General features: G+C 71.1%; 18 protein-coding genes and 2 pseudogenes. 13 read left to right on the plus strand and 7 right to left on the minus strand.

Annotated features, from left to right (window positions below; translation table 11 throughout):
- Window positions 1–130 precede the first annotated feature (130 nt).
- Window positions 131–799 carry an IclR family transcriptional regulator gene (locus FB384_RS12280; RefSeq protein ID WP_258937181.1) on the plus strand — a complete coding sequence of 223 codons (669 nt, stop codon included), beginning with the start codon at window positions 131–133 and terminating at the stop codon, window positions 797–799.
- Between the two features lie 124 nt (window positions 800–923).
- Here FB384_RS12280 and FB384_RS12285 read toward each other — a convergent pair whose 3' ends face one another.
- Window positions 924–1,478 (minus strand): NAD(P)H-dependent oxidoreductase, encoded by a 555-nt coding sequence (locus FB384_RS12285; RefSeq protein WP_183782816.1) that lies wholly within the window; start codon window positions 1,476–1,478, stop codon window positions 924–926.
- A 163-nt stretch (window positions 1,479–1,641) separates the two neighbouring features.
- On the opposite strand from FB384_RS12285, the gene FB384_RS12290 reads away from it, so the two are divergent.
- The 3 genes from FB384_RS12290 (at window position 1,642) to FB384_RS12300 (ending at window position 4,570) form a co-directional block, all read left to right on the plus strand.
- Window positions 1,642–2,256, plus strand: coding sequence for a TetR/AcrR family transcriptional regulator (locus FB384_RS12290; RefSeq protein ID WP_258937182.1), 615 nt, complete (start codon window positions 1,642–1,644; stop codon window positions 2,254–2,256).
- Between the two features lie 176 nt (window positions 2,257–2,432).
- A complete protein-coding gene (locus tag FB384_RS12295) occupies window positions 2,433–4,058 on the plus strand; it encodes an alkaline phosphatase D family protein (protein WP_183782820.1) in 1,626 nt (541 codons plus the stop codon).
- A 116-nt stretch (window positions 4,059–4,174) separates the two neighbouring features.
- Window positions 4,175–4,570 (plus strand): SH3 domain-containing protein, encoded by a 396-nt coding sequence (locus FB384_RS12300; RefSeq protein WP_183782822.1) that lies wholly within the window; start codon window positions 4,175–4,177, stop codon window positions 4,568–4,570.
- 80 nt (window positions 4,571–4,650) lie between these two features.
- Here FB384_RS12300 and FB384_RS12305 read toward each other — a convergent pair whose 3' ends face one another.
- Window positions 4,651–5,643: an ArsR/SmtB family transcription factor gene (locus tag FB384_RS12305; RefSeq protein ID WP_183782824.1), complete on the minus strand. Its 993-nt coding sequence runs from the start codon at window positions 5,641–5,643 to the stop codon at window positions 4,651–4,653.
- Window positions 5,644–5,813: 170 nt separating this feature from the next.
- Here FB384_RS12305 and FB384_RS12310 point away from each other — a divergent pair, with 170 nt between their 5' ends.
- Window positions 5,814–6,404: a CGNR zinc finger domain-containing protein gene (locus FB384_RS12310; RefSeq protein WP_183782829.1), complete on the plus strand. Its 591-nt coding sequence runs from the start codon at window positions 5,814–5,816 to the stop codon at window positions 6,402–6,404.
- Window positions 6,405–6,498: 94 nt separating this feature from the next.
- On the opposite strand, the gene lexA is transcribed toward FB384_RS12310, so the two are convergent.
- The gene (gene lexA, locus FB384_RS12315) at window positions 6,499–7,155 is read right to left on the minus strand and encodes a transcriptional repressor LexA (protein ID WP_407676093.1); all 657 of its coding nucleotides are present in this window, start codon (window positions 7,153–7,155) and stop codon (window positions 6,499–6,501) included.
- A gap of 680 nt (window positions 7,156–7,835) precedes the next feature.
- On the opposite strand from lexA, the gene FB384_RS12320 reads away from it, so the two are divergent.
- A complete protein-coding gene (locus tag FB384_RS12320; protein WP_183782831.1) occupies window positions 7,836–8,702 on the plus strand; it encodes a DUF6292 family protein in 867 nt (288 codons plus the stop codon).
- 147 nt (window positions 8,703–8,849) lie between these two features.
- On the opposite strand, the gene fgd is transcribed toward FB384_RS12320, so the two are convergent.
- Both fgd and FB384_RS12330 read right to left on the minus strand, forming a co-directional pair.
- A complete protein-coding gene (fgd, locus tag FB384_RS12325; RefSeq protein WP_183782834.1) occupies window positions 8,850–9,854 on the minus strand; it encodes a glucose-6-phosphate dehydrogenase (coenzyme-F420) in 1,005 nt (334 codons plus the stop codon).
- Between the two features lie 142 nt (window positions 9,855–9,996).
- A complete protein-coding gene (locus FB384_RS12330; protein WP_183782836.1) occupies window positions 9,997–10,902 on the minus strand; it encodes a LuxR C-terminal-related transcriptional regulator in 906 nt (301 codons plus the stop codon).
- Between the two features lie 188 nt (window positions 10,903–11,090).
- Here FB384_RS12330 and FB384_RS12335 point away from each other — a divergent pair, with 188 nt between their 5' ends.
- Window positions 11,091–12,743 carry an AMP-binding protein gene (locus FB384_RS12335; RefSeq protein ID WP_183782838.1) on the plus strand — a complete coding sequence of 551 codons (1,653 nt, stop codon included), beginning with the start codon at window positions 11,091–11,093 and terminating at the stop codon, window positions 12,741–12,743.
- Window positions 12,744–12,797: 54 nt separating this feature from the next.
- On the opposite strand, the gene FB384_RS12340 is transcribed toward FB384_RS12335, so the two are convergent.
- Window positions 12,798–14,279 (minus strand): amidase, encoded by a 1,482-nt coding sequence (locus FB384_RS12340; RefSeq protein ID WP_183782839.1) that lies wholly within the window; start codon window positions 14,277–14,279, stop codon window positions 12,798–12,800.
- 73 nt (window positions 14,280–14,352) lie between these two features.
- Window positions 14,353–14,748: a hypothetical protein gene (locus FB384_RS12345; RefSeq protein WP_183782841.1), complete on the minus strand. Its 396-nt coding sequence runs from the start codon at window positions 14,746–14,748 to the stop codon at window positions 14,353–14,355.
- A gap of 170 nt (window positions 14,749–14,918) precedes the next feature.
- Between FB384_RS12345 and FB384_RS27475 the strand changes: the two are divergent.
- From FB384_RS27475 to FB384_RS12365, 6 genes and pseudogenes are all read left to right on the plus strand, one after another.
- Window positions 14,919–15,665 (plus strand): annotated as a pseudogene (locus tag FB384_RS27475) (serine/threonine-protein kinase); the annotation flags it as partial.
- A pseudogene (locus FB384_RS27480) lies at window positions 15,654–17,120 on the plus strand (nSTAND1 domain-containing NTPase); the annotation flags it as partial. The pseudogenes FB384_RS27475 and FB384_RS27480, both read left to right, overlap by 12 nt.
- A 564-nt stretch (window positions 17,121–17,684) precedes the next feature.
- Entirely contained in the window at window positions 17,685–19,493 is a 1,809-nt protein-coding gene (locus tag FB384_RS27485) for a WD40 repeat domain-containing protein (RefSeq protein ID WP_407676094.1), read from the plus strand.
- A gap of 145 nt (window positions 19,494–19,638) precedes the next feature.
- Window positions 19,639–20,094 (plus strand): hypothetical protein, encoded by a 456-nt coding sequence (locus FB384_RS12355; RefSeq protein WP_183782845.1) that lies wholly within the window; start codon window positions 19,639–19,641, stop codon window positions 20,092–20,094.
- A gap of 6 nt (window positions 20,095–20,100) precedes the next feature.
- Window positions 20,101–20,931, plus strand: a complete 831-nt coding sequence (locus tag FB384_RS12360; RefSeq protein ID WP_323985209.1) for a hypothetical protein — start codon at window positions 20,101–20,103, stop codon at window positions 20,929–20,931.
- A 26-nt stretch (window positions 20,932–20,957) separates the two neighbouring features.
- Complete coding sequence (locus FB384_RS12365) at window positions 20,958–22,124, plus strand: outer membrane protein assembly factor BamB family protein (protein WP_183782847.1); 1,167 nt, start codon at window positions 20,958–20,960, stop codon at window positions 22,122–22,124.
- Window positions 22,125–22,246 lie beyond the last annotated feature (122 nt).

Below are 22,246 nucleotides of genomic sequence, written 5' to 3' on the forward strand. Positions count from 1 at the left end.
CGGGTCCACACGCCGTCCGGTGGTCGTTCGATGCGTGACGCCGGGCTGGTAGTGTGCGAATATCGCACGCCACGTGCGAACTACGGAAACAGTAGGGTGGCCGTCAACGGCCGTCAAGAGGGGTTACGCAGTGTCCGAACTCGACTCCGGAATGTCCAAGACGTTGCACAACGGCTTGGAGATCTTGGAACTGCTGGTCGCGCAGCCGCGCGGGATGACGCTCACCGAGGTCGCGGACGCGCTCGGGGTGCACCGGACCGTCGCCCACCGGCTCGTTCGCACGCTCGAGGCGCACCGGTTGTGCAAGCGCGACCGCGACAAGCGCATCACGCTCGCGGCGGGACTCGTCCGGTTGGCCGAGCCGGTCGAACAGGACCTGCGGACGCTCGCGCTCCCGGTGCTGGAGGATCTCGCGGAGAAGACGAAGGCGTCGGCACATCTCGTCGTGCGCGACTCCGAGAACGAAGCGCGGATGCTGATGATCGTCGAACCGCGCATGGCTCGGATGCACGTCAGTTTCCGGGCGGGCCAGGTGGATCCCGTGGATCGCGGTTCGGCAGGTCTCGCGCTGTTGGCCGCGCAACCGCCCGTGTCCGGGGAACGGGAGGCGGTGACGACGGCCCGGCGGCGCGGCTTCGCCGTGTCCTACGGCGAGGTCGTGCCGTCGGTGTGCGGCGTGTCCGCGCCGGTGCCGGGCAGAGAGGTGAGCCTCGGGCTCACGTTGTTCGAGATCGAGGACGAGGACGAACTCGGCCGCATCGTGTGCGAAGCGGCGAACCGCCTCGGCGCCCAGTTGTAGGCGCGGTCCACGGCGCACGGGGCGCGCCGCAGGTGGCTGCGCAGTTGGTGGGTGTCGCACCGCGGCCCCCGGCGTCGCGATGCGCGGCCGGGGGCGCGGCGTGGCTGTGGTCAGCCCGTGCGGATCAAGCCGTGGTGGCCTTGGCTGCCAGCGTGGTGAGGACCTTGGTGAGCTGCTCGGCGACCTCGGCGTCGGAGTACGGGTGAGTCTCGGCGAACCGCGTGGCAGAGCCGGGGATGTCGAGCTTGACGTCGTCGATGACGGCGCCGCCCGCGATGCCTGCGGCCTTGCGGGTGTCGTCATGGGCCCAGACGCCGCCGTACTGGCCGAGGGCCGTACCGATGACAGCCACCGGCTTGCCGGTCATCGCGCCCGCCTGCCACGGCCGGGACAGCCAGTCGATGGCGTTCTTGATCACCGCGGGCATCGTGCCGTTGTACTCGGGCGAGATGTAGAGGAAGGCGTGTGCCCGTTCGGCCGCCGTTCGCAGGCGGGCGGCGGTGGCGGGCAGCGCGGCGGCGGTGTCGATGTCCTCGTTGTAGAACGGCAGGTCACCGAGGCCGTCGGCGACGGTCAGCGTGATATCGGCGGGTGCGAGCTTGGCCGCGGCCTCGGCGAGCTGGTGGTTGTGCGAGGCGGCGCGCAGGCTACCGACCAGTGTGAGGATCTCGACGGACATGGATTCAGCCTCCCGGCGGCGTGGAGCGTATTGACGACGGGAAATGATGGCATCGTCGGCCGACCGTAACCGGACCAGGGTCCACCTTTAGTGGTGTAGGCAACCCGCCGCGCGCTGTCGTCCGCGCTTCGTAAGGCCCGAACAGCCGCTATCGTCGGTGGACGTGCCCCAGCGACGCGAGCTCCCGCTGACGCCGGTCGGCGAGGAACCCCGACTGCGCGCCGATGCCGTACGGAACCGCGCCCGGCTGCTCGCCGCCGCCGCGCGCCTCGCCGACGAACACGGCGTCGAGCAGCTGACCATGGACGCCGTCGCCACCGCAGCCGAGGTCGGCAAGGGCACCGTGTTCCGCCGGTTCGGCGACCGCATCGGCCTGCTGCAGGCCCTGCTGGACCACGTCGAAGCGCGGTTCCAGGCCGGCTTCCTCGAAGGCGAACCACCGCTCGGCCCCGGCGCGCCCCCGCGGGAGCGCCTCCATGCGTTCGGGCCCGCGGCGCTGCGGCACGACGCCGCGCACCGCGAGCTCTACCTCGCGGCGGAGGGCAAACCCGAGCGCCGGTACCTCACGCCGTCGATCCGGCTGCGGCACACGCACCTGGCGATGCTGCTGCGGTCGGCGGGCGTGCAGACCACGGGCGGCGACGCCGAACTGCTCGCCCACACGCTGCTGAGCTTCGTCGACTCGGCGCTCACGGCACATCTGACGTCTCAGCGGGGACTGCCCCTCGAACGGCTCGAAACCGGCTGGGCCGATCTCGTCGACCGTCTGCTCGGCTGAAGCAACCGGGCCCCCGGAATCCGCAACACGGGCCCCGGAACCCGCAACACGGCGGCTTGCGCGCGAACGTGACGCGTGGGTGTCGATCAAGCACTACCGCAACGCCACTGTGCGTTCACGGTGTGCGGTTTTCCTGGCCGTGCTGAGCCAACCCGGTTCCCGTTCCAGGAGGTTCGATGTTCCCGCCACGTCATCGCCGTAGCAGCAACCACGACAGCGACCGGTCGTCCGCCGCAAGCCCGGTCTCCCGCCGCGGCTTCCTCGGCGGCATGGCCGGTGTCGGCGCAGGCGCCGTCCTGCTCGGCACGGGTACCGCAGCCGGGCCCGCAGCCGCGGCGCCGTCGCGCCGCATCGCCGACCCGTTCCAGCTCGGCCTCGCATCGGGCGACCCGCTGCCCGACGGTGTCGTGCTGTGGACGCGCCTCGCGCCCAAGCCGCTGGACTTCGACGGCGGCATGCCCGGCCGCATAGTTCCGGTGCAGTGGGAGATCGCGCTGGACGAGAAGTTCAGCAAGGTCGTCAAGCGCGGCACGGAGCGGGCACTGCCGGAGGAGGCGCACACCGTGCACGCCGACGTGCGCGGCCTCGAACCGCACCACGAGTACTTCTACCGCTTCCGCGTCGACGGGGAGATCTCCGAGGCCGGACGTACGCGGACCGCGCCCGCGCCCGGCACGACGCCGGAGCTGCACTTCGCGTTCGCGTCGTGTTCCAACTGGGAGCAGGGCTACTTCACGGCGTACCGCCACATGGCCGCCGAGCGGCCCGACATGGTGTTCCACCTCGGCGACTACCTGTACGAGTACGCCGCGGGTGTCAACGGGGACGTGCGCACCCACGCCGGTGACGAGATGAACGAGCTGGGCGAGTACCGGCAGCGGCACGCGCAGTACAAGACCGACGGCGATCTGCAGCTCGTGCACTCGGTGTCGCCGTTCATCGTCACGTGGGACGACCACGAGACCGACAACAACTACGCCGACCTCGTCCCGGAGAACGACGACCCGGAACAGGGCAACGGCAGCCGGGAGGAGTTCGCCAAGCGGCGCGCGGCGGCGTACCAGGCGTACTGGGAGCACATGCCGCTGCGCCGGTTCCGCAAGCCGGTCGACACGAACCTGCCGCTGTACCGGCGGTTCCGCTACGGCGACACGGCCACGTTCAGCGTGCTCGACTCCCGCCAGTACCGCGACGACCAGCCGTACAACGACAAGTCGCAGGTGTCGGGTCCCGACCAGTGGAAGACCAACATGCTCGGCGACGAGCAGCACGCGTGGCTGGAGAAGGGCTTCGACGAGTCGAAGTCGGCGTGGAACGTCGTGCCGCAGCAGATCTACTTCGCCAGCATGGACGAGGTCGAAGGCGAGGATCCGGGCGGCTACAACGACGGCTGGGACGGCTACCGCGCCTCGCGCGACCGCATCCTCGGGTACGTCGAGGAGAAGGGCATCGACAACGTCGTGGTCCTCACCGGCGACGTCCACAAGCACTGGGTCAACGACCTGCGCCGCGACTTCGAGAAGCCGGAGACCGCGGTGGTGGCCAGCGAGTTCGTGACGACGTCGATCACCTCCAACGGCGACGGCACCGGTACCAACGACCCGGGCTCGGTCATCCGGAGCGAGAACCCGCACACGAAGTACCACTGCGACCGCCGCGGATACGTCTCCTGCCACGTGTCGAGGGACCGCTACGTCGCCGACTACCAGGTGGTCGACTTCGTCTCGAAGAAGGACGCACCGATCCGTACCGATGCGTCGTTCGAGATCGAGGCCGGCACGCCGGGCGTTCGGCAGCGGTGAGGCCGCGGCGACGCGTGTTTTCCCGGCCGAGAAAAGACGTCGCCGGAGTCGGCCGGTAACCGCGACTCTCGTGGACACCGGGCAGGGAGCCCGGTGTCCATGAGGGGAGAAGCATCATGCGAAAGCACGCACTGGCCGGTGCGGGAGTGGGTCTGCTGTCGGCGCTGGCGATGGTCATGGGGCCGGCGACGGCAAGCGGAGCGGAAGGAGGGAAGCTGGACTCCGTTCGGGACCGATCCGCTGCCACTGCCCCGGATTGCGGGTCCACGGCGGGGGACAAGGACCACAGCACGTATCCGAAGCCGTTCGACGGAACCACCAACATCCGTAGTGGACCGTCGACCGGATGTGGCGTCGTGACGCAGGTGGGTTCGACCAACAAGGCGGACTATCACTGCTTCGACGTCGGCAGCGACGGGAAGACCTGGACGTTCATGCGTGTCAAGCACACGGCGTACGGCTGGGTGCGCGACGACGTGCTGCGGGACGGCGGCAGTAACAAGGTCTGCTGATAGCCGATTCCAGCTCGGCAAGCGTGTGGGAACGTCCATCGTGGATGTTCCCGCACGCTTGCGTGCGCTGGGTCCGGTGCTCAGGCGTACGCCGGGATCCGACCCGCGAGCAGTGCCTTGCCGAGTTCGCTGACCCGGTGAACGACGGCGTTGCCCTGCCGCTCACTGACGACCAGGCCCGATTCGCGCAGGCAGGTGGCTTGCTTGCTGGCACTGCCTGCGGAGATGCCGACTCGGTCGGCCAGTGCGCTCGTCGTGTACGGCTTGCGGAGCACGAGCAGGCAGGCCGCACGATTCGGGCCGAGGAGGGCCTCGAGGTGGCGCACGTCGTCGTCGCCGCGCTCCGGATCGGCGGGCGTGGCCGGATACACGAGTGTGGGCGGGAGCTCGGGGTCGATCAGGCTGATCGGGTTCGGCCAGCAGAAATGACTGGGTACCAGCGTGATTCCGCGTCCGCCGAGGTGCAGGGTGCGGTCGAGCGCGTACCGAACCCGGAGCACCTCGCCGTCCCACCCGAGTACGCCGGGGATCCCGGACAGCAGGCCGCCGACCCCCGCCGAGGATAGTGTGCGCATCCGCCGTGCGCGGTCGGCTCGCACGTCGTCCTGCACCGCCGACCACCGTGGGCGGACGAGTAGGTCGTAGGCGCCGTGTAACGCGGCTGCGACCTCGGTGAGCATGCCGCGGTCGCCTGCGGCGAGGTCGCGGATCCAGGACGGTGCGGGACGCGAGGCGAACACCGACCGCAGGTCCCGCTCCAGCAGGGTTCGCCCGGTGCAGACGATTCGTTCGCACCCGGTCTCGATGTCCGGGATGTCCGCGGTCGGCGTGAGGAAATCGGGGAACGTGCCCTGTGCGGGTACGAGGGTGCAGAGTGGGCCGAGGAGAGCTCCCGCGCCGTCGTGGCCGTGGATCCGGTGGCGTGTCTCGCGGTGCCAGGCGCTGTAGCGCGTATCCGGCGCGGGGTCCTGGATCTGATGCAGGCTCTGCACGAGTTCCCACATCAGGTCGGGTCGGTCCGCGACGCGCACGCATTGGAGGTCGTCGCGGGTGAAGACGATGCGCAACGTCATGCCCTCTCCCCCTCGAGCGGCGACACCGACGAGACCGCCCGGCCACGACGGCCCGTCGGCGGTGCGCGGCCGCTGTCTGCCTCCCCCTGCGTGGCAGACAGCGGCGAGCGACGCGTCCACGTTAGCGCCACGGCGTTAATGGGTCAACTTCGTTATGTACCATTACGCACATGGTCGAACCGGGACCGCTGGTCGGGGAGCCGTTGGCGCTCGATCTGGTGAATACGCGAGCACGGCTGCCGGACCAGGAACTCGACTTCCTCGCCGATCTGGCCGGACTGCGACGCTGGCTGGACTGTCAACGGGAACGCCTGTCGACGATGCCGGCGTCGCTGATCGACGCGCCGGCGAAGGCCGACCTCGCCGCTGTCCGGGACCTCAGGGAGCACGCCGCGACGGCGATCGCGCGTGCCCGCCGGGGCGACCAGCCCACGGCCGGAGACGTGCGTGCGATCAACGAGGCGATGCGTGCCGCTCCGCTACGCCGTGAGCTGGTCCGCGAGGGCGAGGGGAGGGCGAAGCTCACGGCCACCCACGACGGACCTCGCGGTACGCGGGTCGCTGCGGCCCTTGCCGAATCCGTGGCCGAGCTGCTGGCCGACGAGCGGGTGGAGACCGTGCGCAACTGCGCGGCCGATTTCTGCGTCCTGCTGTTCCTGCCCGCACACCCGCGGCGCCGGTGGTGCAACCCGGCGATCTGCGGCAACCGCGTGCGCGTGGCCCGTTTCCACGAACGTCGGAGGTCGCGCTCCGGCCGATGAGCCGGGCAGCCGGATGCGACGGACGTCCGGCGCGGTGCAGTCGCGTGCGCAGTCGTCGGCCGCGTGTGCTGTGTGTCAGCCTTCCACCGTCGTGTCAGACGTTGCGCAGCACCGACACCACGACGCCGAGGATCACCGCGTCGTCGCCGTCGATGACCTCGTAGTCGGCGTTGCGCGGTTCGAGCAGTACGTGACCGCCGCGTTTGCGGTACACCTTCACCGTCGCCTCGTCGTCGAGCATCGCGGCGACGATCTGACCGGAATGCGACTCGTCCTGGCGGCGCACCACGACGATGTCGCCGTCGCAGATCGCCGCGTCGATCATCGACTCGCCGCGCACTCGCAGCCCGAAGACGGTGCCGCGGCCGGTCAGCTCCCTCGGGAGCGAGAGCATGTCGTCGGCGTGCTCCTCGGCCAGGATCGGCGTACCCGCGGCGATGTCGCCGACGACCGGCACGGGCACGGAGTCCTCTGTGGACTCCGGTTCGGCGGTGCCGCGCAGGAACGCCCTGACGTCGATGGGACGCGACACCGACGGGCTGCGGCGCAGGAATCCCTTGTCCTCCAGTGCCGCGAGGTGTTTCGAGACCGAGGACGACGACCGCAGCCCGACCGCCTCGGCGATCTCCCGGGTGGTGGGTGCATAGCCGTCGGCCACGACCCGGTCGCGGATGGTGGCCAGGATGCGTTGCTGTCGCTCTGGCAGTGCCGACGTGTCGAGGTCGCCGAAGAGGTCGTGGTCGCCGTGGATCGTCACGGGCGGCATCGTAACCGCCGGTGATCGAACCCGGACGCGGCGCCGCCGATTTTCCGGCCGTCGACCGGGCCAGGGCGTGTACGCAGCGTCGTCACTCTGCATTTTATGAGCCGATGCGAAATGTTAAGTCCGGTGCTTGACTCGGGTGTTCGACTGCTGTTGAGAGTGTTCATAATCGAACTGAAGGCAATTCGATCACGCCGCATCCGGTGATTTATCAACGGTTTGACTCGGTCCATTTTGGCGCTGCTCACCTGCGAAAACTACTGATAAGATACGTCCGAACGGGTGATGCACGACCGGGGGAATCTGGCTACCTTGAATGGCGTGCGTTCGTGAGGGGTCGCTGATCGGGCGAACGTCGGGAACGAACGCTGATCGATTTCCGATCGAGTGATTCGGTTTTGGACGGGGCGTTGTGGTCGACCGTTCGGTTCGAGGGGACCGTCGGCGGGGCGACGCCCGCATGATTGAGGGGGAGCACTACATCTATGAGTCATGAGATCGCGGTCGGCTCGGGGCACAGAGGCACGCCGCACCGAAGCACGGGGCACCGGACGTCGGGTAGTCGGAACGCGGAACACCGCAACACCGAACACCGGAACGCGGGCCGTGGAGATCCTCGGTACGGACGGCCCGAGCGCCGGGATTCGGGGTACGGCAACGACGAGCCGGTGGGGCAGCACGTGCGGCTGCGGCGAACCCGGCACGGACGCGGTGTGGAGATCTGCGAGATCGGCGGGGAGTTGGACCTGCTCACCGCGCCGATCGTGCGCCGGGAGCTGGACACCGCCGCCGACCAGGGCCGGCATCGGCTGGTGATCGACATGTCGGCCGTCGAGTTCTGCAGCGTGGCCGGCGTCGAACTGCTGTTGCGTGCCGCCCGGCGCGCCACGGACGGGGACGGCACGATCGCCGTGGTCGCGGGCAGGCAGGTGCGCCGGGTGGTGCGGTTGGTCGCGCCGGACGGCCCGATCGTGTGGTTCGACTCCGTGTGCGATGCGGTGCACCACGCCGCAGGTGACCGCAACCTCGCCGCTAGCGGGCTGGCCGGCATCGATCTCGACAGCACTCAGCGTGGCCTGCGCAGGTACGTCGAGGTCGTCGCCGCGGGACTCGGGCTCGAAGCGGCGGCCGCATGGTCCGACGTCGACGACCGCACCGCCACGGCTTACATCGCGCTCGACGGGGAACTGCCCGGTATGGAGGGCCGCGAGGTGGCACTTGTCTGGGACGGCCGCACCGGCTGGGCGGTGGGCGCGGAGACGCACTCCGGCGAGGACCTCGTGATCCGTGCCTGGTACGGCGCGGAGCTGCTGCCGGAGCCGGATGCGGTGGTGCGCTTCGTGAGGGAGCTGACCGGGGGCAGGCCGGTCGGACTCGACGTACCCCCGGAACCCAGCGGACACCCGCACGCCGCGCAGATCGTGCGCGCCCGATTGCAGGCCGCCGCGTGGTCGGACCGGGAACCGCACATGCCCGAGGTCGACGTGCCGGAGCAGGGTGCAGCCACGCCGCTGTGGCACGAAGGGGTCGGCTGACGCACGGTGCCGGCTGATGAACGGAGCCGGCTGATGAACGGTGCCGGCCGACCGGCGCGGGGGCGGTCGGCCGGCACCCTGCTTTCGTCCCGGCTCGCCTGCACTTACCCAGCGAGTGCGAGCTCGCCTCGGACCGGCCGCTGCGGCTCAGGCCTGGGCGCGCAGCCGCGGCAGGACGTCCTCGCTGAGCTGGCCGAGGAAGCGTTCCTGGTCGTGGCCGGGTCCGTGGAACACGAGGTGGTTGAACCCGGCGTCGAGGTACGGCTGGATCTGCTCCATGGCCTGGTCGGGGTTCGAGGCCACGATCCACCGTTTGGCGACCTGGTCGATGGGCAGTTCGTCGGCCAGGCGTTCCATTTCCTCGGACGAGGTGACGCTGTGCTTCTGTTCCGGGGTGAGTGACAGCGGGGCCCAGAACCGGCAGTTCTCCAGTGCCCGGTCGGGTTCGCGGTCGTAGGACATCTTGATCTCGATCATCCGGTCGATGCCCGCCGCGTCGCGTTCGGCGGCCGCCGCGCCGTCGGCGACCGCGGGCTGGAGCTTGTCGGTGTAGAGCTCCATGCCCTTGCCGGAGGTGCAGATGAACCCGTCGCCCGCGCGGCCCGCGTACTTGGCCACGACGGGTCCGCCCGCCGCGATGTAGACCGGCACGGGCGTGTCCGGGCGGTCGTAGATCTTGGCGTCGACGAGCGTGTAGTAGTCGCCCTCGAACGAGACGTTGTCTTTCGTCCACAGCTCACGGATCAGCCGCACCGATTCGCGCAGCCGGGCGAAGCGCTCCTTGAACTCGGGCCACTCGCGGCCGGACACGGCGATCTCGTTGAGCGCCTCGCCGGTCCCCGCGCCGAGGATGACGCGGCCGTTCGAAAGCAGCGACATCGTGGCGAACGCCTGCGCGATCACGGCGGGGTTGTAGCGGAACGTGGGCGTCAGCACGCTGGTGCCGAGCTGCACCCGGTTGGTGCGTTCGGCGACCGCCGACATCCACGTCAGCGCGAACGGGGCGTGCCCGCCCTCGTGCCGCCACGGCAGGAAGTGGTCGGACACCCAGGCCGAATCGAGCCCCAGCTCTTCGGCGCGTACCGCGAACTCGACCAGGTCCCGCGGCCCGAACTGCTCCGCGGACGCCTTGTAACCGACTTTCAGATCCATCGAGAGCCTTTCGACCTAGAGAACCGCGTTTGCTGGCACCGTCCAACGTAATGATCTTTGCGGCACCGTGCGCGAAACGCACGTCACAGCGGGCGCTCCAGCGCACCGGACGCGCGGCCCGCCCGGTGCGGGTTCCCGGCCGTCACGGGAGCAACCCCGATTCCCGGGCCAGGGAGACGGCGTGGGTGCGGTTGGTGGCACCGAGTTTGCGGGCGATGCTGCGCAGGTAGGCCTTGACGGTGTTGGGTCGGAGTCCGAGCTCGGCGGCGATGTCGCCGTTGGCGGCGCCCGTGGCGACGAGCTGCAGCACGTCGAGTTCGCGGGCCGACAGCACGCCGTCGGCCGCGGGCTGCGGGGCGCTGTCGTCGCCGGCCGTGATGCGGTGCAGCCGCTGCGAGACCTCCCGGAGCCGCCGGCGCGCCTGCGGGTCGCCGACCAGGGAGATCGCCTCGTCGAGGTCCCTGCGCGCGTCGGCGACGGCACGGTGATCGCGGGTGGCGGCCTCGTCGTAGGCGGCCGTGCGCCTGCGGACCTCGACGCCGACGGCGAGGTCGCGTTCGATGCGGCGGGTGTGCTCGACGGCCCGTGCCACGATGCGGTCGCCGATCGCCACGTCGTCGCGCTGCGCCAGGTACAGCAGGCCGACGACCGTCTCGCCAGCCCGGATCGGCACGGCGAACACGGTCTCGATGCGTTCGGGCGCGACGGCGCGGTCGTAGGCGTGCACGATGTGGGCGGTGTTGAAGTAGTCGCGCACGACCAGCGGTCTGCCCATCGAGAACACCTTGCCGCCGAGTCCGTATCCGGCGCGGACATGCAGGTCACGCAGGGTGTGCCCGAGGTGGCCGTCGAGATGGCGGATGGTGATCGCGTCCCGCGAACCCGGCGCGAGGCTGCCGCCGAAGGTCAGGTCCACCGCGCACGAATGCCGCAACGAGCGCACGCTCGGTGCGAGCAGCCGGTCGAGTTCGGCGAGCAGGTCGCCGGGCACCGTCGCGGGGCCGGCCCCGCGGCCACCACCGGGAGGGACGGGATACGTGCCGGGCATGGCCACCACCTTTCCTCGCAGGTCGTCACCGGGGCGCGGCGGCGGGCCCCGTTACCCACGAAAGAACGTAGCCCGAATCGCGCGCTGTGGCGATCGTCAGGTGGCGCCGCGCACCGCGCGGACACGCGCCTGCGCACGGCGCATATCGACCGGCAGTACAGCGCACGACAACGGAGTCGAGGAGAAGAATGGGCACCACACCTGCGGCGGCCGAGCCGGAACACGGACGGGCCGAGTACGGGCGGGCGGAGTACCGGGCCGACGACGCGTGCGCGGCCGAGCTGCTCTGCGATCGGCATCCGGCCGATGCGGTCGCGTTCCGGGTCGTCGAAGCGGACCTGACCACCCGTGAGCTCACGTTCGGCGAGCTGACCGCGCAGTCGCAACGGGTCGCCGCGATGCTGGCGGACCTGGGCGTCGGGCGTGGCGACGCCGTCGGGGTGCTGATGAGCAAGTCGGCGGAGCTTCCTGCGGTGCTACTCGGCATCTGGCGGCTCGGGGCGGTGCACGTGCCGCTGTTCACGGCCTTCGCCAAGCCCGCGATCGACATGCGGCTCGACGGCAGCGGGGCCCGCGTGGTCGTCGCCGACGCGGATCAAGCGCCGAAACTCGCCCAGGAGGACGGGCAGCCCGCCGAGCGGCGGGTCGTCCAGGTCGGCGGAGAGGCTCCGACGGCGCCCGGCTGGTATCGGTTCGAGGACCTCGTGGCCGCAGCGCCTGCCGAACCGGCGGTCGAACCGGCGCGCGTGGGCGGCGACGGCACGCTGATCCTGCTGTTCACCAGCGGCACGACCGGGACTCCGAAGGGCGTTCCGGTGCCGGTGCGGGCGCTCGCGTCGATGGAGCGGTACCTGCTCGACGCCCTAGACGTGCGTTCCGAGGACGTCTTCTGGAACGCCGCGGATCCGGGCTGGGCGTACGGCCTGTACTACGCGATCCTCGGACCGTTGGCGCTGGGCAGGCCGAGCATCCTGCTGCACGCCGGGTTCTCGCCCGCGCTGACGTGGCGGATCCTCGACCGGTTCGGGGTCACGAACTTCGCCGCGGCGCCGACGATCTACCGCGCGCTGCGGGGCGAACCGCCGCAGGAGGCCGTGTCGGTGCGGCTGCGCTGCGCGTCGTCGGCGGGCGAGCCGCTGACGCCGGAAGTGGTCGCCTGGGCCACCGACACGCTCGGTGTCGAGGTGCGCGACCACTACGGGCAGACCGAACTGGGCATGGTCATCGGCAACGCGTGGCGACCGGAGCTCAAGGCTGAGGTCACGCCGGGCTCCATGGGGTACCCGCTGCCCGGCTGGGCGTGCGGGGTGCTCGCCGACGAGGTCGACGAGGTGGTGCCGGACGGCACCGTCGGCAGACTCGCCGTCGACACCCACGCCAGCCCGTTCATGTGGTTCGACGGTTACGCGAACGCCCCGGAGCGCACGGCGCAGCGGTTCAGCGCGGACGGCCGCTGGTACATCACCGGAGACACCGCCTACCGCGATTCCGACGGCAGGCTCTACTTCTCGTCCCGGGACGACGACGTGATCATCATGGCGGGCTACCGCATCGGCCCGTTCGACGTCGAGAGCGTGCTGGTCGGCCACGAGGCGGTGCTCGAGGCGGCCGTGATCGGTGCCCCCGATGAACTGCGCGGTGAGGTGCTGGAGGCATACGTCGTGCTCAAGCCGGGCACCGAGCCGTCGCCGGAACTGGAGCAGCAGCTGCAGCAGCGGGTCAAGCGCGAGTTCGCGGCACACGCCTACCCGCGCCGCGTGCACGTCGTCGACGAGCTGCCGAAGACGCCCAGCGGCAAGATCCAGCGGTTCAAACTGCGCCAGGAGCGCGCCGGGAAGTGACCGCGGAGCCGGGCCCGCCGGTGGTGCGGGCCCGGCCCGGCAGTGTCGGGTGCCTCAGCGCAGCCGCGGCAGGTGGCCGTCCCACGGTGCGGCGACCTCGAGCGAGCGGGCGAGGCGGAGCAGCAGCGCCTCGCTCGCGAGCCTGCCGACGAACTGCACGCCCAGCGGCAGCCCTTCGGGAGTGAGGTGCAACGGCAGGCTCATGGCCGGGCGCCCGGTGAGGTTGGCCAGCTGGGTGTAGGGGACCCAGCCGAGGTTGTTGCGGACGACCTGGTCGACGATTCCCGTGCGGCGCAGCACACCGAAGCTCTTCGTGCGCATCATCGCCTCGGCCAGCCACTGCAACGGGGCCGGCATGTTCAGCGAACCGGTGCGGATCGGCGGTTCGCCGAGTGCAGGCGTGAGCAGCAGGTCGTGGCTCGTGTGGAAGCGGGCGAGCGCGGCGACGTGGTCACGGCGGCGTTCCTGCGCGGCGAGCAGTTCGGTGGCGGAGAACCCGCGGCCGAGCTCGGCCATCATGCGGGTGTCCTGTTCGAACGCATCGTCGCCGGCTCCGGTCTCCCGCTTGATGCGGGCGACCTCGTTGGCCTGGCGGACGAACCACACGGTGAGGAAGTCCTGGCCGAGCTGCCGGTCGTCGTAGGGCGGCTCGACCTCCTCGACGTGGTGGCCGAGGTCGGTGAGCAGCTGGGCGGCGTGCTCGACGGCCCGCACGGCCTCGGGGTGGACCTTGTCGCGCAGCGAGGACGCGGCCGTGTAGCCGATCCGCAGCGGTCCGGTCGGTTCCTCCAGTTGTGAGAGCAGCGGCCGGTCCGGGACGGCCGGGTGGTACGGGCTCATGTCGTCGGGGCCGGCCAGCACGTCGAGCATCGCGGCGGTGTCCCGCACGGTGCGGGAGACGACGCCGTTGGTGGCCAGCCCGCCCAACGGCTCGCTCTCGTCGGGGCCGGAGGGGACCAGACCGCGGCCTGGTTTCAATCCCACGAGGCCGGTGCACGCAGCGGGGATGCGGATCGAGCCGCCGCCGTCACTGGCCCCGGCGACGGGGACGATCCCGGCCGCCACGGCCGCCGCGGACCCGCCCGACGAACCACCCGGGGTGCGGTCGAGTGCCCACGGGTTGCGGGTGGGGCCGAACAACAGGGGTTCGGTGACGCCCTTGGCCCCGAACTCCGGCGTGTTGGTCTTGCCGAACACGACCAGGCCCGCGTCGAGCCACCGCTGCACCACGGTGTCGTTGCGCTCGGCCTTCGTCCCGGCGAGCGCGCGCGAGCCGTCCGCGGATGGTTCGCCCGCTAGCTGCTGGTGGAGGTCCTTGAGCAGGAACGGCACCCCGGCGAACGGCCCGGAGAGCTGTTCGGTGACGCGCCGGTCCGCGTACTCGTCGAGGCGGGTGCAGATCGCGCCCACCCGCGGATCGACCGCGTCGGCGCGGTTCCTCGCCGCGGCCAGCAGGTCGTCGGGTTTCACCTCGCCCGAGGCGACCAGCTCCGCGAGGCCCAGCCCGTCGTGTGCGAGGTAGTCCTGCTCATCCACGGCTTGCTCCTTGTCGATGGGTACACGCTGAGACGATCATGTGGCCGTACGGCCGGCAACCGGTGGGTTGTCGTCAGGGAAAGGACACGATCTTGCCGTCCATGGTCTTGGCGATGTCGTAGTCCTCGGACGGAGTGATGATCCAGTACTCGCCGGTGATGCCGTGGGTGTTCGACAGTTTGGACTCCCGGTCCTCGGCCACCGACTTGAACGATGCGATGTCCGCGTCGCGGCTCTCGGCGTCCGAATAGAGGAACAGCAGGGTCGAGCCGTCGCAGGTGGCGGTCGCCGTCCATCGGCTGGGCCGGTTCGTGTCGTCGGACAGCTCGAAGTCGTCGCAGCCGCCGCCGGCCTCGACGTACGCGTCCCGTAGCGCGTCGATGTCCTCGACGGGGCCGCCGCAGGCGGACACCGTCGCGAGCACGGCTACCGCCGAACCCGCGAGGGCGAGAGCCGTCTTCATGGTCATGTTCTCGCAATACCGTACCGGTGAGACCGGTTACCGCGTGTCTGCGGCATCGAGACGTTCTTGTGACGGAACGGGTTCGCCGATCGATACGTCGACTCGGCCCCGGGAGGGTCGCGACCCCGCTATCGTGCAAATCCGACTGTCGTGATCATGGCGAACGAAAGGTGCACGTGGAGCTGTTCGGGGGCCGCTACCGGGTCGGTGATCTGCTGGGCCGTGGCGGGATGGGGGAGGTTTACCGGGCCGTCGACACCGTGACCGACCGGCCGGTGGCGTTGAAGCTGCTGGCGGCCTCGGCCGACGAGCACCACGCGGCCCGGTTGCGGCGGGAGGCGCAGCTGGCGGCGCGGCTGGCCGACCCCCACATCGTGGAGGTGTACGGCACCGGGGCCGATGACGACGGCCGCCACTACGTGGCGATGCGGCTCGTGGAGGGGACGGACCTGCGGCGGCTCCTGGCGCGCGGTCCGCTCGAACCCCGGCGTGCTCTGCGGCTGCTCGAGCAGGTGGCCGCCGCGCTCGACACCGCCCACGCCGCCGGCATCGTGCACCGGGACGTGAAGCCGTCCAACATCCTGATCGGCCCCGACGACGATGCCCACCTCACCGACTTCGGTATCGCGCGGCAACTGGAGTCCGACGACAGCAGGCTCACCCGCACGGGCAGCTACGTCGGCTCGCTCGACTACATCGCCCCGGAACAGCTGCGGGGCCGGGACGTCACCGGTGCCGCCGACGTCTACGCGCTGGCGTGCGTGTTGTACGAGTGCCTCACCGGCAAGGTGCCGTTCCCCGCCGATGATCCGGCGGAGAAACTGGCGGCACAGCTCAACGACCCGCCCGCCGCACCGTCGGTGTTCGATCCGACCGTTCCGCCCGCGTTCGACATGATCGTCGCCACCGGGATGGACAAGGAGCCGTCCCGGCGGTTCGCCACCGCAGGGGAACTGCTGGCCGCCGCGACCGCCGCGTTCGCCGACGAGGAGGCTCTCGATCCGGTCCCGGACGCCGACGTCACCGCGCCCGGTGGCTCGGCGGACCCGGCGCGGGAGGCGCTCATGCGGGCGATCGTGACCGTGTCCGCGAGGCGCAGGGAACCCGCCGTGACCGGCGCCGTCGATTCCTCGGACACGGCCGATCCCGCGGACAGCGCATCGTCGGGCAGCGCGTTGCCGAGCAATGCATCGTCGGACAGTGCATCGCCGACCAGTGCCGACCCGGAGGCCGCGGGCCTCGGCAAGGTGTGCCCGTATCCGGGGCTGCGCAGTTTCGGCACCGGAGAATCCGCCTGGTTCCACGGCCGTGACGCCGAGATCACCGATCTGCTGGTCCGGCTGACCGCCGACGGGCCGGGTTCGGGGCCGCTCGTGGTCGTCGGCGCGTCGGGAGCCGGCAAGTCCTCACTGTTGCGGGCCGGTCTGTTCCCGGTGCTGGACGAGGAGCGGGTGCCGTGGCAGCGCGTCGTGCTCACACCCGGGCAGCGGCCGGTCGACACGCTCGCCGTCCGGACGGCCGCGGTGACCGGTGCCGATCCGGCCGCACTCGCCGCGTCGATCCGGCGGAACCCGGAGTCGTTCGGGCAGCACTGCCGGCCGGATGCGGCCGGGGCGCCACCGATGATCGTGGTCGACCAGCTGGAGCAGCTGTTCACCGACGGGGCGAGCTACGACGAGCAGGTCGCGTTCGCAACGGCGCTGGCCTGTGCCCGGCCCGCGGTGGTGCTGCTTGCCGTGCGGGCCGACCACGTCCCCGACTGCATCGCACTGGAACCGCTCCGGAGCGCGCTCGACCACCCCTTCGTCGTCGGTCCCCTCGGCATCACCGAACTGCGGCAGGCGATCACGGCTCCCGCGAGGGACGCGGGCCTTGCGGTTGAGACGGGGCTGGTGGACCGGCTCATCGCCGACGCGGGCGCGCGGGACGGCTCGCCCGGCGAACACGGCGTGCTGCCCCGGCTGGCGCACGCACTGCGGGAGACGTGGAACAACCGGTCGGGCGGTGCGCTGACGCTCGCCGGGTATCAGGCCACCGGTGGTGTAGACCGCGCTGTCGCCGTGAGCGCCGACCGGCTGTACCAGCGCCTGGACGGTGGCCGTGCCGAAGCGCTGCGGACCACGCTGCTGCAGCTCGTGAAGGTGCAGTCCGACGGCGGCCTCGCACGGCGCAGAGCAGATCGTGCTGACGTGGACGAGCAGGCACTGTCGGACCTCCTCGCGGCACGTCTGGCCGAAGTGGACACCGAGGGAGTGCGGCTTTCCCACGATGCGCTGCTGACCGCATGGCCACGGCTGCGCGAGTGGGTCGAGGCGCAGCGGCAGGACATCCTCGTCCGGCAGCGGCTCGACGAGGCGGCAGTCAACTGGCGGGAAGGCGAGCAGGATCGCGGCGATCTGTATCGCGGCGCCCGGCTCGCGACCGCGCTCGAATGGGCCGACGGCCGGGAGTTGACGGAGAACCAGCGGGCGTTCCTGCACGCGAGCCGCAGGGAACAGCAGCGGTCGACGCGGCGACTGCGAGGTGTGGCTGCGGGGCTCGCCGGACTGCTGGTCGTTGCGCTCGTCGCGAGCGCACTGGCCGTGAGCGGCTGGAACGACGCGGACCGGCAGGCGCAGGTGGCCTTGTCCCGGCAGCTCGCGGCCGAGTCGCAGGCACAGTCCGAATGGGACCCGGTCGGTGCGCGCCAGGCTGCGCTGCGCGCATGGCGGGCGGCGCCGACGGCCGAGGCACGCGGGGCGCTGCTCTCTGCCGACGCACTGCCGCGGCTGGGCGGGTTCGACTCCGGTCTCGACCCCGCCACCGTCGTCGATGTGAGCGACGACGGCGAACGGATCGCGGTCGCCGGAACGGGCGGCGAGTCCGGCGTCGGGGAGGTCGTCGTCCGGGATACCACGTCGGGAGAGCAGACGACGCTCGACACGAACCTCGACGCGGGGACAGTGCAGGCGGTGCGTTTCTCGCCCGACGGCTCGATGCTGGCCGTGGCCGCATTCGGCGACGGCGTGCGCGTGTGGGACGCGGCGAGCGGTGAGGCGATCACACCGATCCTGGCCGCAGCGGGCGGGGTGAGCGGGCCGATCGCGTGGCATCCGGACGGCAGTGGTCTCGTGGCGCAGGCGGTCGACGAGACCTCCCGGATCGGCGTGTGGGACCCGCGCACCGGCCGGCACCGCGGCTGGCTCGGCGAGCCGGCGGACGAGTTGGCCTACTCGCTCGCCTACGACGGGTCCCGCCTGGCCGTCGGCCGCATCGACGGCAGCGTCGCGCTGTGGGACACGACCTCGGGGAAACGCCTGCTCCGCAGCACCGCGCACAGCGACGCCGCGGGAGCCGAAGCCGGTGGTCTGCCGGTGGCCGTGGCGTTGTCGGACGACCTGCTGGCCTCGGCGAGTCAGCACGACAACGCCATCCGCCTCTACGACCGCGGCGACGGCTCGGCCGCCGGCCGGATCACGGATCGCACCCGGTCGTCCGACGACGTGGCGCAAGGGCCGTCGATCATGACGTTCTCCGGCGACGGTACGGAACTGCTCACCGCCACGGGCAGCCGCGTGATGGCCTGGGATCCGGTGGAGCGCACCCGGCTCGGCGAGCTGGCCGGAGGCCAGGGCGCCGGAACCACGGGCGGGATGACCGTCGCAGGACTTGCCGTGACGGCCGATGCGGCCACGACGGTCGCCGTGCGGCTCGGGGGCAGCGTCGTCGACTGGCGTCGCAGCACGCCGTGGTACGAGGCGCCGCGCGGATCGGTGCTCGACGTCGCGTTCGACCCTCGGGGCGACCGGGCCACGGCGGTCGACGGGACGGGTGCCGTGCACACGTGGGGAAGGCGGACCGGCAGGGCGGCGGGCGGTCCGCGCATGCTGGACTCGTCGGGCATGGCCGTGGCCTACGCGCCTGACGGCACCCGCGTCGTCGGGGAGGCCCACGGCACACTCACCGTCACACCGCCCGACGGGGAGCCGGGGACGCTCACCGTGGGCGAACACTGGTTCCGGGGCGAACTCGCGATATCCCCCGACGGTTCCCTGCTGGCCGCGGCGAGCGAGCACCCCGGTGGTCCGAACGAGCCGGGCCGGGTGCACGTATGGAACCTCGGCAGCCGTGAACCGGTCGCGGTGCTCGAACTCGACGCGGGATCGGCGTCGGCACTGGCGTTCAGCCCGGACGGCAGCAGGCTGTCGGCGGTCAGCAGCAGTTCGGCGCTGCCGGGCGAGGTCGAGGGCAGCGGTTCCGAGGACGGCGGCGCGGGTACCGCGGTGACGTTGACGACCTGGAGCCCGGACGACTTCGACGCGGCCCCCGATACCGCGAGCATCGAGGACGACATCACCGACGCCGTATACGCGCCCGGTGGCGAGAACCTCATCGCGGCGTCGGTGACCGGCCGGATTCAGGTGCGGGACGCCTCGGACGGGACGTTGCAGCGGGAGTTCGGCGTGCACCCGTCGGCCGTGCGGGCGCTCGAGCTGTCGCCGGACGGCACCACGGTCGCGACCGCGGCCACCGACGACAGCGCCGTCCGGCTGTGGGACCTCGAGGACGGCGAACTCACCGCCAGGCTCACCTCGGGCCGTGGCTTCGAGGTCAACGCGCTCGCGTTCTCCCCGGACGGTTCGACGCTCGCGAGGGCGGGCACGGACACCACGGTGGCGTTGTGGCACGTCGACGCAGCTGCCGCGGCCCGCCACGTCTGCCGCGACCTCGGCGCAGCGGACGCTGCCGCAGACAGCTGCGGCGGCGGCTGAAGCAGGCAGGTGACCAGCGGAAACGCCGTGGATCCGGAACGTTCCGCTTCCGGCGGGTCGCCGGTTCGGCGATCGTTTCCCGCGACGGAACACCGCGGCGGCGCAGCGCCGGTCGGGGTATCGGGTGATGGAAAGGCGGGTCGTGATGACAGGCGAGAACGAGATCCGGGGCCGGCGGGAGGAAACGCGGTGGGATCAGCTGCGGCGGCAGCACCGGTTCACCCCGGCGCTGGTGATCGCGCTGGTGGTGCTCACGCTGTTCAACGGTTACGCGCTGGTGGCCAGCATCGTGTCCGTGGCGGACGAGTTCGAGCACGGCAGGGAGCTCGACGACCTGTCCACTCAACTCGGCCTGCTCGCGCTGGCCGAGGCGGTCGTGTGCCTGAGCGCGCTGGCCGCCGTGTGGCTGCGCCAGATGCGCGGCGTGCACATCTATGTGGGAGCCAAGGCCGTGGTCCTCGTGATCGCTGTCGCGCTCGCCCCGGAGGCCATCACGATGTTCGTCATGGTGCCGCTGCTGCTGGGCGGGGTGCTGTGGGTCGCCGCGAGTCAGGCGGGCTGGCGCGCCGACGGGTTCGGCCGTCCGGTCGAGAAGGCGTGACGCCGCGTGCGGGTCATCGTGCGCTCGCCCGAGCTGCACCCGGTCGCGCTGTCGGCCGGTGAGCGGCTGGTGTTCGGGCGCGCCCCGCATCGCGGCACTCGCAGGGCCGGCCGGTACACGGTCGCCGTCCCGGGATGCGGGCCGCACGTGTCGCGGGTGCTCGGCGACGTGCTGGTCGAACCGGCCGGCGTGCGGCTCACCTGGCGGGGTGCGAACGAGGCGATGCTGTCGAGCCTGTTCGACGCTCCCGGCGGGGCGCGCAGGGTCACCCTCGTCGACGGGATGTCGGTCGTGCTCGACGAGGGGAAGAACGAGCTGGTCGTGTTCGCCGGCCTCGAGGCGGCGGGCGGGCCGAAGGACCTCGCGCTCACGTTCATGGTGTCGGGTGCCGAACGGACCAGGGAGCTGACGGAGCTGTCCGGAAGCGAGCTACCGGTTCCCGAGGCCGCGGTGCCGACGGCGGAGGCGCCCGAGGTGCTGAGCCGCTACTCGAAGGTCTGGTACGTGGCGCTCGCGCTGACCGAGCCGCTGCTCACCGGAACCGACGACGAGCAGAGCGTACCGACCCATCAGGAGATCCATCGGCGGATCGATCACTGGCGGGAGGGCGACGCCTGGAACCTCGCAGACCCCAGGCGGGTCGACGAGGCGATCAAGAAGATCTCCCGCATCGCCTTCGGGGAGTCGCTCGATCCGTACGGGGCCGCACGGGACGGCAGGTTGTTCAACGCCCGGTTCGCAGTGGCCAAACGGGCGGCACAGCGCAGGCTCGTGACCGCCGAAGACCTCGACGAAGTGGAGCGCGCGGCGCGGCGACGCTCCGGCGGACGGCAATGACCGTCCGTCCTCACGGAAGGAACCTCATGGGAATCGGTAGCTGGGGCCGGCGCGGTGCGGCCGGGGTGCTGGGGGCGGCGCTCCTCGTCGTCGCCGGATGTGCGGGCGAAGGGGGGAGCGGCGGCGCTGCGGTCGAGCCGGTCACCTTCGACACCGGGCCGAAAACCACGGTGGCGGACGTGGCTCCGGAAGGCGACTGGCCTGCCGCGGCGCTGCACGACGAGCAGGTGTACCTGAACAGGCCGGGCGCGCTGGTGGTCTACGACGCCACCAGCGGCGAGGAGACGGCACGGGTGGAGCCGGAGGGGGAGCCGCTGTTCGACTCGGTGGATCCGACCGAGTACTACCGGCCGACTCCGGCGCTGGCCGACGTGGACGGCGAGTCGACCGTGCTGGTGGGCTTCGCCGTCGAGCCGTCGGGGGCCACGCAGCTCGACGTCGAGATCGTTGCCCTCGACGCCGCGACTGCGGAGGTGCGGTGGCGGGTCACGATCCCGGAACCTGCCGCGGCGCCCGTCGTACCGCAGAAGGACGCGTCCGTCCGCGTCCTGGGCGTCGAACGGGGCGTGGCTGTGATGAGCGTGGCCCATGACTCGGCGACGCAGGTGACGTTCGGACTGTCGCTTGCCGAGCGGGAGGTGCTCTGGGAGGACGACGAGGCCAGTGTCGTCGGCGTCGACTCCGGTGTCGCCGCGGGGTTCGGCTCGGACACGGTGGCGGGTATCGACGTCGAGACGGGGGATCATGCCTGGAAGAGCGAGATCGACCCGCAGCGGATCGGGGATGCCGGGTCGTGGATCCTCGTGACCGATGACGACGACAGGACCCGGCTGATCTCGGTCGAGGACGGATCGGAGAAGAGCCTCAACGAAGACCTGTTCTCCGAGGACACGATCTGCGACACCGACGATCATGCCTCCGTCGTCGTCTGCGCCGAGGAGGACGGCGCGGTGGTCGTGCTCGATCTCGACAGCGGCGAGGTCCTGTGGTCCGACGCCGACTTCCAGGGCAAGGTGAGGGGCCTGTGGCGCGGCGCGGTCTACGTCGAGCGCGGTGATTCGGCCCTTGCCCTGGGTGCGCGCACCGGCGAGGTCGTCGTCGACGACACGGGAGCGGCACCGGCGATCGTGAACGACCACGTCGGTCTGGACCAGCAGGGCACGGACGTCCGGTTCTACCCGGCCGGTGAGTGATCCGGTGCCGTGAGCACTTCGGGGACGCGCCTGCGGGGCATGCCTGCCGCGGGCGCGTTCTTGTTCGTGATGCCGGCGAGCCGTGGCGTCGACGGGTGTTCGCGCGCGGTCGTGTCGGTGCC

It is taken from the genome of Prauserella sediminis (assembly GCF_014195435.1).
In the GTDB taxonomy this organism is placed as follows: domain Bacteria; phylum Actinomycetota; class Actinomycetes; order Mycobacteriales; family Pseudonocardiaceae; genus Prauserella; species Prauserella salsuginis.